Origin of the sequence: Cellulophaga sp. RHA_52, assembly GCF_007827205.1 — a bacterium.
Classification (GTDB): domain Bacteria; phylum Bacteroidota; class Bacteroidia; order Flavobacteriales; family Flavobacteriaceae; genus Cellulophaga; species Cellulophaga lytica.
Genome location: NZ_VIRZ01000001.1, coordinates 2,741,616 through 2,752,698 on the forward strand (window position 1 = coordinate 2,741,616; position 11,083 = coordinate 2,752,698).

Annotated in this window: 10 protein-coding genes; 2 read left to right on the top strand and 8 right to left on the bottom strand. The window is 30.5% G+C overall.

Annotated elements, in window-relative coordinates; translation table 11 throughout:
• The first annotated feature begins 1 nt into the window (after position 1).
• Positions 2-1,348 carry a vanadium-dependent haloperoxidase gene (locus JM80_RS12165; RefSeq protein ID WP_144710333.1) on the top strand — a complete coding sequence of 449 codons (1,347 nt, stop codon included), beginning with the start codon at positions 2-4 and terminating at the stop codon, positions 1,346-1,348.
• Positions 1,349-1,654: 306 nt separating this feature from the next.
• Here the strand turns inward: JM80_RS12165 and JM80_RS12170 are convergent, their stop codons facing one another.
• The 4 genes from JM80_RS12170 to JM80_RS12185 all read right to left on the bottom strand — a co-directional run bounded on the left by JM80_RS12170 (position 1,655) and on the right by JM80_RS12185 (position 5,763).
• Entirely contained in the window at positions 1,655-2,257 is a 603-nt protein-coding gene (locus tag JM80_RS12170; RefSeq protein ID WP_034643527.1) for an HD domain-containing protein, read from the bottom strand.
• A gap of 11 nt (positions 2,258-2,268) precedes the next feature.
• Entirely contained in the window at positions 2,269-2,808 is a 540-nt protein-coding gene (locus JM80_RS12175) for a phosphatase PAP2 family protein (protein WP_034643529.1), read from the bottom strand.
• Between the two features lie 29 nt (positions 2,809-2,837).
• Positions 2,838-4,640 (bottom strand): LTA synthase family protein, encoded by a 1,803-nt coding sequence (locus JM80_RS12180; RefSeq protein ID WP_232228765.1) that lies wholly within the window; start codon positions 4,638-4,640, stop codon positions 2,838-2,840.
• A gap of 241 nt (positions 4,641-4,881) precedes the next feature.
• Complete coding sequence (locus JM80_RS12185; protein WP_034643537.1) at positions 4,882-5,763, bottom strand: diacylglycerol kinase family protein; 882 nt, start codon at positions 5,761-5,763, stop codon at positions 4,882-4,884.
• 520 nt (positions 5,764-6,283) lie between these two features.
• Between JM80_RS12185 and JM80_RS12190 the strand changes: the two genes are divergently transcribed.
• The gene (locus JM80_RS12190) at positions 6,284-6,637 is read left to right on the top strand and encodes a phosphatase PAP2 family protein (RefSeq protein ID WP_161633450.1); all 354 of its coding nucleotides are present in this window, start codon (positions 6,284-6,286) and stop codon (positions 6,635-6,637) included.
• A 50-nt stretch (positions 6,638-6,687) separates the two neighbouring features.
• On the opposite strand, the gene JM80_RS12195 is transcribed toward JM80_RS12190, so the two are convergent.
• The 4 genes from JM80_RS12195 to JM80_RS12210 all read right to left on the bottom strand — a co-directional run bounded on the left by JM80_RS12195 (position 6,688) and on the right by JM80_RS12210 (position 11,074).
• Positions 6,688-7,128: a PepSY domain-containing protein gene (locus JM80_RS12195; protein WP_034643541.1), complete on the bottom strand. Its 441-nt coding sequence runs from the start codon at positions 7,126-7,128 to the stop codon at positions 6,688-6,690.
• 70 nt (positions 7,129-7,198) lie between these two features.
• The gene (locus tag JM80_RS12200; protein ID WP_034643545.1) at positions 7,199-7,957 is read right to left on the bottom strand and encodes a membrane protein; all 759 of its coding nucleotides are present in this window, start codon (positions 7,955-7,957) and stop codon (positions 7,199-7,201) included.
• A gap of 136 nt (positions 7,958-8,093) precedes the next feature.
• Positions 8,094-10,511: a TonB-dependent receptor domain-containing protein gene (locus tag JM80_RS12205; protein ID WP_034643549.1), complete on the bottom strand. Its 2,418-nt coding sequence runs from the start codon at positions 10,509-10,511 to the stop codon at positions 8,094-8,096.
• 164 nt (positions 10,512-10,675) lie between these two features.
• Complete coding sequence (locus tag JM80_RS12210; protein WP_034643553.1) at positions 10,676-11,074, bottom strand: heavy-metal-associated domain-containing protein; 399 nt, start codon at positions 11,072-11,074, stop codon at positions 10,676-10,678.
• Positions 11,075-11,083 lie beyond the last annotated feature (9 nt).

Below are 11,083 nucleotides of genomic sequence, written 5' to 3' on the forward strand. Positions count from 1 at the left end.
AATGCATCAAATAAAAAGTAATATATATAGCAAGTACACTTTTTTTATCTTGCTTTGCCTATGTACAGTAGTATCTTGCAAAAAGGAAAATGCAGCAATTGAAGTGCCTGTAGATGCGTATTTTAACGCTGTAGATAAAATTACAGAAACTATGATTCATGATATATTTTCGCCTCCTGTGGCAAGCAGAATATATATGTATCCTAATGTTGCTGCGTATGAAATTATGGCACAAAACAACAAAAAATACAGCTCTTTATCTACTAAAATAAAAAGTCTAGAATCTATTCCAGAAGCACCAAAAGATGTTAATTTAAAAGTTGCTGCACTTGTTGCATATATAGATGTTAGTAAAGAACTTATTTTTAAAGACAACATTGTAACTACGTACGCAGATAGCCTTTTTACTAGTTGGAAAAAGACCAACGCAACAGAGTTTACAGCATCTAAAGCATACGGTTTAAAAGTTGCTAACCGTATAAAAGACTGGTTACACAAAGATAATTATAAAGAAACAAGATCTTTTGCAGGGTATGAAGTTACTACAGATAATCCTAGCAGGTGGCAACCAACGCCACCAGCTTATATGGACGGTATAGAGCCACATTGGAACAAAATAAGAACAATGGTACTAGATTCTGCAGCACAGTTTAAACCAAAAAGGCATCCTGAGTTTTCTATGGAACCCAACAGTGCGTTTTATAAAGAATTGCAAGAAGTATACACAGTTACGAACAAGATTAGGAAAAACGGAGATACCACAGAGGAAGTAGCAATTGCAAGGTTTTGGGATTGCAACCCGTATGTATCTACAAGCAAAGGCCATTTAATGATTGCTACAAAAAAAATTACTCCAGGTGCACATTGGATGGGAATAACAAAAATAGCGTGTAAACAGCAAAAGCTAGACTTTACAGCTGCTGTACACGCAAATACCATAACATCTATTGGTATTTTTGATGCCTTTATTAGTTGTTGGGATGAGAAATACCGTAGCAATTTAATTAGACCCGAAACACTAATTAACAATACTATAGATAAAGAATGGACACCATTATTACAAACGCCGCCTTTTCCGGAATATACGAGCGGGCATTCTGTAGTTTCTGGAGCATCTGCAACTATATTAACACATTTGTTTGGTGATAATTTTAGCTTTACAGATGACACCGAATTGCCTTTTGGTTTGCCAAGCAGAAAATTTACGTCTTTTAATGCTGCTGCTAATGAAGCTGCTATAAGCCGTTTGTATGGTGGTATACATTACAGAGCTGCAATTGATAATGGTGTTGTACAAGGCCAAAATGTAGGTAAACACATTATTGATAACCTAAAGCTTACCAACTAAAAATTTACATTAATTTATAGAGAAGAGTAAGAGTCTAAATAATTCTATTTTACATAATATAAATTATAAGGCAATTTATAACAATTAACGAAATAGCGCATTTTGTTACCGTTAAATTAAAATGGAAAACCCGATAATTTAAAAGTGACAATCATAAAGCTTATATAAATATCAAGTTACCTAAATCACAATGGGTTATAAAAATAATGTGTGAGAATTATTGTGAAAAACTAGTGAAAATTGAGATCTATAAATTAATAACAGCTGAAAATTTTTCACAAAAATAAAATTTATAAAAATACTTAATCAATTAGAGTACTTTGACTTAATTTCTTTCTCCAATAAAACGATGTTCTTTAATTTATCTTTTTCCAATTTAATACAGCCAAAATTTGACTTGTATTTATGATTTTGTAGAAATTCTATGTTTAAATTTAACCAATCTAGGTCTTCAAATTTTAAATTAATTTGATTTTCCCATTCTGTTCTTAGTAATTTATTTTTAACGATGAAGTTATCACTCGCTAAATGAAATAAATCTGAGTCACACAGAATCTTTTCTATTTCGCACATTGGATTTTGCGGCATTTTTGTAGCCAATATTAAGCTTATAACAGTTTGTAACTTATCACTTTTGTAATTATTCTGTTTTAAAAAATTATTAGCTAAAATAACGCTAGATTCTTCGTGACAACTATAATCTAAAGAAAAACCTGTATCATGGAATAGTGCAGCTATTTTTAAAATTTCCATATCTCGTTCAGAAATTTTCTCGTACTCCCCTATTATTCTTACATTCCTTAATACATCCAGCGTGTGTTCTTCATTATGAAAAGCTAAGTATTTACAATTACTTTCTCTTATTATTTTTAGACAATATTCCTTAGTTTTATCTACTATATTACTCAAAACTATTATTTTTAAAATTTATATTTTAACCCTAATAAATGAGACCCTTCATAACTATTGTACACAAGCTCTAAGTGTTTTTTTTGATATGGTGTTGTAAATAAATATGTACTGCCGATCCCAACTACTGCACCAGCTAGTATATCCCAACCATCATGTTTATTAGCATCTATTCTACTAAATGCAGTAAATCCAGCTATTGCGTATGGTAATATGCTATATTTAAAACCATATCGCATATGAATAAAAGATGCTCCTTGAAATGTTGTAGAGGTATGTCCTGATGGAAAAGCTTTAGTGTTACTATTATCTGGTCTAGGTTTTTTAATACTTACTTTTAAACTGTATGTTAGAGCTTTATTTAAAATAAACCCTTTTGTAAATTGCCAAGCTCCTTTTTTATCTTCTTTTAATAGTGTTAAAGACAAAGCTGATACTGGAACCAGTAATAAACCTATATCACCCGCCTTCTCGATATCTGATTTTTGAGAGCTAACGAGTTGAGAAGATAAAAGTAGTATGATTAAAACTGTACTTAATAGTAATTTCATTTTAATAAAATTTCTTGATTTATATTTGATTATTCAATTTTATACGTACCATTTTTATACATATTAGAAGCAGAAACTATATGACCTAGAGCATCTTTTGCTAACTCCTTATCTAATGGTTTTTCTATAAAAACGGTGTCATTTAATAATTGAAACTGAACTGCTGGTTTATTAGGCTGTAGAACAACTAAATCATTACCTACCCTAAATGCATTTGTAGTATAAAATTGCATCATTGCTCTACCAGGAGTAAGTGAATCCAATTCAAAAATATTTCTACCTGGCATTGGGGTTTCAACAGTTAACCCTGTAAGATCTAATAAGGTTGGAGGAATGTCTATTTGACTACATAGTTTATCATAATTAACTCCTCCTTCTATTCCTGGAGCTATAATTAATGCAGGAATATGAAACTTATTTACGGGTATTAAGTTTTTACCGTAAGTTCTTGTGTTATGATCAGCAATCACGATAAAAACAGTATTATTATAATAAGCTTCCTTTTTAGCAGCTTCAAAAAATTTACCTATCGCATAATCTGCATATTTAATAGCGTTATTTACAGTATTTTTCTTTTTATCAAACAATTCAATTCTATCATCAGGAAACTCAAATGGCTCGTGATTTGAAGATGAAAACATTAATGAAAAGAATGGTTTATCTCCGTAAGATTTATATAGAGAATTTGCTTTTTTTACGAGGTCTTCATCAGAGACTCCCCATACCCCCTTAAAAGCATACTCATTTTTATCAAAATCGTTCTCGTCTACAATATTCTTAAATCCATTACCATTAAAAAAACTTGCCATATTATCAAAATTAGCAAGCCCCCCATATATAAAACTAGTTTCATATCCTTTTTTACCAAGCACATCTGCCAAAGTGAAAAAACCTTGTTGTGACTTACCTAACTTAACAACACTTCTACTAGGAGTTGGTAAAAAACCAGATACAACTGCCTCTATACCTCTCACACTTCTTGTTCCAGTACTATACAAATTAGTAAAAGCTAAACCTTCTTTTGAAAGTTTATCTAAATTTGGAGTTAATGGCAAACCTCCCATATAACCAACATACTCTGCTCCCAAACTTTCTTGTAGAAAAATCACCAAATTATATGGTTTATCAGTTTTATGAATACTAATTTGCTGATGTAATAAAGGAATATCCTTGTTAGTAAAACTAGAAGCCCCATTTGTTGTCATATATTTCTGGACTCTTTCTATGGCTTCTTTCTCATCCATTCTTCCATACATCTTATTACTATTTACTTCATCTCTTAAAGAGTAAACAGCAAATGAAACAGTATATAAAGAACTCATTGCAAGACTATTGGTAAATTGATCTGGCGAAAAAATAGCGCTGCTAGGGTTTATTGGTCTTAAAGATGTTAATGACGATCTAGCTCCCCAGAATAATAAAAAAGCTAGTAAAGGAAAAAGAAAAATTTTCCATTTATACTGAGTACTAAAATCTAAGGAAAACCAGTTTTTACTTTTTTTAAATATAAATATAGAACCTAAAACAAGTAATGAAACACAAAGTAATATCTGTAAACCAAAACCTTTTAATAACATATTAGACACCTCTTTAGGGTATATTAAATATTCTATAAAAAGTCTATTTGGTCGAGTATCATACTGTAATAAAAATGTAGGTGTAACTATTTCCATAAATAGGAACAGAACTAACATTATACCTAAAAAATACCTGAAAAATGGTTTTATAAATTTTAAAGCTACGTTAGGTAAAAAGACAATTAAAAATGTAGGTAAAATAGAGATATAACTTAATAATATAACATCCATTCTAATTCCAATTGGAAATAACATCCAAAAGTTTTCTGAGCTTGAAACTCTCTCCCAGAAAAAGATTAGAATAAAAACTCTACTTAAAGTTGTAATAGCTAATCCAATTAAAAAAAAAGTTACAATAGGTTTTGTAAATTTAACTTTAGATAAAAATTTATTAAACACCTCCATACTCAACAATTAAATTATTTAAGTGTTAAAAGTATTGTTCAATTCTAAAGATAATCTTAAGCTAGTTTATTGTAAAAGGAGGATTTAATTTCTACACAATGACAGATAATGACTGTTCTAATATTTCAATATTTAACATATCATTCATTTGCTTAGTATACTCACCATCAATTTGACTGTCTAAGGGTTTTTTACTTAAGTTTCTAACAACTAAAGAATTAGACTGATAATATTCTAAAGGCTTAAAGAGGTGTGGTTTTTTTAGCAACATTAATAATCCTAATAAAATAATTTTTCTTTTAGATATTTCTGGAATAACTACAACATCTAGCTTTCCGTCGTTTAATAAAGCTTTAGGAGTTAAGCTAATACCATATCCCATTTGATTTGTATTAGAAATAAAAACCATAAACGGATTTATTAGTTTTTTACCTTTATCTAATAAAATTACTTTTTTTGTATTCTTTTTAAATCTTCTTAATGTTTTTATACTAGATATTAAATAACTATAAAAATTTCTTCTTTCAAATTTTTCATAATCTTTAATAACTTCAGCATCAAAACCTATTCCCATATTACTAAAAAATGGTTTACTATTAATTAGGCCAATATCAATTTTCTCGACGTTTTTAATTTTAATTTTTAACAGAGCATTTTTTATAGAAAATGGTATTTTTAAATTTGAAGCTAAACCATTACCTGAGCCTAAAGGAACAATACCAAAGATGATATTGGTCCCTACCAATTTAGTAGCTACTTCATTTATTGTACCATCACCTCCACACGCAACAATTATATTAGCTCTTTGCGATATAGACTTTTGCGCTAAAATTAAAGGATGCCCTTTATATTCTGATACTTTAATTTTTACAATATATAATTCCGCATTAAAATATGATTGCAGATACTCTGTAGTAAAAATATTATTACCAGAACCTGCTATGGGATTTACAATAAAATGAATATCAATCAACTCTTTGAAATAAGATTATAATAGAATTATATTTTTTAAAAGTAGATAGAGAATCTAAAGAAATTTTAAAGAGAATTTGCTTTAAAGTTTCTTTAGATTTCTGGTTTAGATTTAAACTAAAAAAAATTACATTATGAAATCTACAGCCTTATTAATTATTTTTATTTTTAGTTTCAATACTATTTGTATCTATGCTCAAAAGGATTCGATAATAATTACTTCTAATCAGAAGAATAATTTTTTTTAAAAAAATATTCTTCCTATTTCTTTAATTATAACCGGAAGTCTTGTTAGTGGAAGTGAATTAGAAAAAGATTTTCAAAAAAATACTAGGGATTTAGTTGGTAACAATTTTAAAACCAATGTTGATGATTATTTAAGGTATGCTCCTATCTTAGAAATGTATGCTGCAGATGCTTTTGGAATAAAATCTAAAAATCACTGGTTTGATCAATCAAAGAATTTGACTATCTCAATCATAATTTCCGACTTCATAACATTCAGGTTAAAAAACTGGACAATGAAAGCTAGGCCAAAAGGCGAAGAAGACTTGCAATCATTTCCGTCAGGACACACATCCTTTGCCTTTACAAATGCAGGGGTTCTATATCAAGAATTTAAAGATTCATCTCCTTATTTGGCATATAGTGGCTATGCTCTTGCGACAGCCACAGGAGGATTAAGAATTGCAAACAATTCACATTGGTTTAGTGATGTAATAGTTAGTGCGGGTATTGGAATATTGGTAACGGAATTAGTATATTTATTTGATCCTATAATTAAATGGAACCCCTTTAAAAAAGTAAAAGGAATTAACTTATATCCAAAAATAGATAAAAATCACTATGGAGTATATTTTAAAAAAACCTTTTGATATAAAAGGGATATTTCATTTTATATCTGAAGTATCCCTTTCTCTTTTAATCAATTTTTAACTTCTTGCTTTACCACTTTACCGTTTGCGTCTATGGCTACTTCAATTTCAGTTTCGTCCTTTTCAATTTCAAATTCATAGACTGTTCCGTTTTGGGTTTCTGAGATTTCTGCCTCTTCCATTTCATATCCTGGAAATGATGAAGCTAATGCAGCCTTCACATTTTGAGGAATATCGTTTTCATCAATCTCATGCTCTGTCTCTTTCCACGTGCCATCTTCTAGAAAGTTTGCTGAATATTCAACCTTATTCATTTTAAACTCAGCTTCCCATTCGGTAGTGTTTTCTTTTTCCCATTTCACTTTTTTAGCTGTTGGAAATTTCTTCGCAAAAGCGTCTTTTACTTTTTGTGGTGCTTTGTCTCCTCTAGAAGTAAAAGCAAATAATATTGTTACTAAAAAAATGCCTAATATTACTTTTAATGTTTTCATTTTTTATCTTTTTTTAAATTAATAATAATCTAAAAGTAATATCTAATTCTAAAGAATATTTTAAGGAAATCTAAAGACCTTCTTTTAATAATTTATTTTGATGTTGTAAATGAGTGATATAAATAAATATGGCAATTAATACTACCGAAACAATAGATGCTGGCAATGTTCCTAAATCTAAACCACCTTTGTTTAACGGTTTGGTAAGAAAGTCGCCAAAAGTTGCACCAAATGGACGTGTAAATACAAATGCAATCCAGAATAATAGTATTTGATTCACTCTTGTAAAATAGTGCAACAAGATTACTAATGCTATTATGGATGCAGTAACTAACGCTCCAATTAAATAGCTTAAACCAATTTCGTCACTTAAATAGTCTCCAAAAGCTGTACCTAAACTGTTTGAGAACAGTACTGCTGTCCAAAAAAACAATTCCTTTTTTTTATTTATAATAGGATAAACTTCTAAATTTTTATATTCTACGTACCAAAATGAAAGTGTAGCAAATAACCCCATAGCTAATACTAAACTGCCATAAGTATAACCTAGACCAAGGCTTCTATCCATAAAATCAGAAATCTCTGTTCCTAATGTTGTAGTAGCAATTATAACAAGCCAAAAGTATAATGGTACATATTTTTTTAAATATAACTGAATGCACAGCACAATAACAAAAAATAATAACGTAATTAAAATACCAATAGAATATCCTAAGCTTAAAGTTTGAGCAATAAAATCTCCCAATGTTTCGCCTAACGTTGTTGCCACGATTTTCATCAACCAAAATAAGGATGTTATTTCTGCTACCTTATTTAATTTAGTTTCCATAAGTCTCATAATTTAGTTATGCCTGTTAGAAAAAGAAAACCTACTTAATTATATATGTTTACTTTCTTTTACAGGTCTTCTATTATAAAAGTAATATTTGATTTTAAAGAAAAGCTTAAGATGCCTTCTATCAATATTAAAACTTATACTTCATCCCCAACCTTACAATTTGGGTTTCGTAATAGTTCTCGTAAAGTGCAGTAAAACCTTCTCCTTTGATACGTTGCCTTAATCCGAAGTTGTTGAATAAATCACTTGCAGATAATGTGATTTCTCCTTTTTTATCCCAAATGGATTTTTTTAAACCTAAATCTACTGAAGAACGTGCCAACTCTTCGCCTTGTGGAATATTTCGTTTTGAATAATAAAGTCCGGTAACTTGTGCTTCAATTTCATAAGGTAATGTAAAAGAATTTGAAATTTTAAAATCTCCTGCTGTATCTGAAGATTTGGCAATACTAAATGGTCTTACAAATGGAAATAACAATGTACCCTCAAAAGCATTAATACTATTTCGGTAAATATTAGTACTCGCTGTTAATTTCCAGTTTTCAGTTAAGTCTTGACTGAATAATAACTCGATACCTGTGTTGGTGCTTTCTCCTGTATTTTGATAAATTCGGTTAACAATATCGTAATCTGGATTGCTATTATCTACACTAAAAATGCGTTGATAAGCACCTTTAATTTGTCTGTGATAAATGGCTGAAAATAATGAACCAGAACCCCAATTATAGCGATGTGCTGCTTCTACGCTATTTGTAAACTGCGGACGTAAATACGGGTTTCCAACTTTTAATAATTCTGGGTCATCATATTTTGGAAAGATGCGCAATTCGGGTTCGCCTGGTCTATCCACTCGACGATTGTAAAATAGCGAAAGTTTGTTTTTATCATTCAATTTATACGTAAATCGTAGACTTGGAAATAATTCAAAATAATCATACTTATCATTACTTGGATAATAGGCGTTTTGTGGGTCTAGTACATAAGACACATCGGTTTGTTCTGCACGCAATCCTGCTTCCACATCAAAAAGTTCCTTTTCCAAAAGATAGTTTCCGTAGAAGGCATAAAGATTTTCCTTCCATATTAAAAAACTGCCTAAATCTGGATAAATAATAGATTCATTCCCTCGATTAATCGTGTAGTCCACAGGTAAATTTCTGAATCTCACTTTTGCTCCAGCTTCAATTTTACCGCTACTTAAGGCTCGTGCATAATCTGTTGACAAGCTTGTGGTGTGCTCAATAGCCCTAATATTGGTCATATCTCTGCCAACACGAACCGCAGAACTATCGTTCAAGAAATAACTTTCATCTTCTAAACCTCGTGTATATTGCGCATTTGCAGATAGCGAATGACCTGCTTGCGGAAAATTATGTTTATAATTAGCTGCGACGTTTATAAAGCTTGTAATTTCTTCTTCTTTCCAAGTGTATAAACGATTACGAACGTTATTATCTAAATTGATAAAAACAACTTGTGAGGTATCAATATGCTTTTCCCTATCAAACATTCCTGAAAATGTAATGGCATCATTCTCACTTAATTCCCAATCTACGCCACCTGTAATTATGGAACGAAACTGTCTTCTATTTTCAGGAACTTGCGAAATGATATTACGACCATCATCGTAATTTCTTGTTGTAAACTCGTTATTAGGTAAAGCTTCTTGAATGATGAATTCGGATTGTAGAAAATAGTTAAGTTTATCTGTTCTGTAATTAAGGTTTAAACTTGGAATCAGTTTAGGGTTAACTGAAAAACTACCATAATCCGTTGGTGTATCTTGTTTTCGTTTAGATAACGCACCCAAACCGAACGACAAACCCACGTCTCCATTTAAACCTGTTTGCTTTTCCTTTTTATAAATGATATTTACAATACCTGCAAAACCGTTAGCATCGTATTTTGCGGATGGATTGTTGATGATTTCAATACGTTCAATATTAGATGCCGGAATATTACTTAATCCTTTTTGGTTACCAAAACCTGTAAGACTCGATTGTTTACCGTCTATTAAAACCACTACTTTATCACTACCACGCAACACCACTTTTCCTTCTTGGTCGAAAGCAACACCTGGCATTGTTTTCATAGCATCCACCACAGAACCACCAGACTGCGCCACATTATCAGTAAGACTAAAAGACTTTTTATCCAATGCTGAATTTACAGTCGCTCGTTTTGCTTCAATGGTTACTTCATCTAAAGCTTCAGCAGAGGATTTTAGTTCTATTTTACCTAAATCGAAAATTGGGTTTAATCCACCTGAAGCAATTTTTCGTTGTATCGTTTCAAAACCCAAATAGGTAATATTTATGATGTACTTTCCTGTTTTTAAATCCTTGATTTCAAATCGTCCATTATCATCGCTAATGGTTCCTGTAACTATGGCATTAGTAGCTTCATCATTTACAGAAATACTGACAAAAGGCAAAGTTTCTTGAGTTTCTTGGTCTATAATTTGACCAGTAATAGTAATTGTTTCTTGTGCGTTTACAAGGAGAGAAATAAATAGTATAAGTATTGTAAGCGTTTGTTTTATCATTAGTTTCAATTTTTACAGGACAAATGTAGTGTTGAAATCTAAAGGGATATTAAAGAAGTTAAGTTGTGAGATATTGAACTTTTAATTTATAAAAATTATTAAAAAAAAGGCTGTCAATAAAAATGATTTTGTCATTTTCAAACAGCCTGTAAACATTTCAAATTTTATTGATTCATCATCATTTCGTGGTCGTATTGACAACAACCTGGTAAACCATCATAAGCTTCTTCACTACCTGCAACTTTTTCGGTATCATATCCTGAAGCTGCAATAGCTTTGTGAATTGTCATAGCATCTGTTTTGGTATCATCAAAAGAAACATCAATCTTCTTTTTGTCTTTATCCCAGTTTGCAGCAGTAACACCTACAACACTATGGGCTGCTTTTTCAATGGTGTTTTTACACATACCACAATTGCCTCTTACGCCAAAAGATAAATCTGTCATTGCGATTTCTTTGGACATTTCAGTAGTTGATGTTTCAGCTTCCTTTTTAATTTCATTTTTGCAACTTGTTAATCCTATAGCCATTATTATAGCTACACTTAAAATTACTTTATTCATTTTTTTAAA

Bases quoted from the DNA above. Each gene is read 5' to 3' on its own strand.
- JM80_RS12165 (WP_144710333.1), top strand. From the start codon at position 2: ATGCATCAAATAAAAAGTAATATATATAGCAAGTACACTTTTTTTATC.
- JM80_RS12175 (WP_034643529.1), bottom strand. From the start codon at position 2,808: ATGAAATTACTATTAAGTACAGTTTTAATCATACTACTTTTATCTTCT.
- JM80_RS12180 (WP_232228765.1), bottom strand. From the start codon at position 4,640: ATGTTATTTCCAATTGGAATTAGAATGGATGTTATATTATTAAGTTAT.
- JM80_RS12190 (WP_161633450.1), top strand. From the start codon at position 6,284: ATGAAAGCTAGGCCAAAAGGCGAAGAAGACTTGCAATCATTTCCGTCA.
- JM80_RS12195 (WP_034643541.1), bottom strand. From the start codon at position 7,128: ATGAAAACATTAAAAGTAATATTAGGCATTTTTTTAGTAACAATATTA.
- JM80_RS12200 (WP_034643545.1), bottom strand. From the start codon at position 7,957: ATGGAAACTAAATTAAATAAGGTAGCAGAAATAACATCCTTATTTTGG.
- JM80_RS12205 (WP_034643549.1), bottom strand. From the start codon at position 10,511: ATGATAAAACAAACGCTTACAATACTTATACTATTTATTTCTCTCCTT.
- JM80_RS12210 (WP_034643553.1), bottom strand. From the start codon at position 11,074: ATGAATAAAGTAATTTTAAGTGTAGCTATAATAATGGCTATAGGATTA.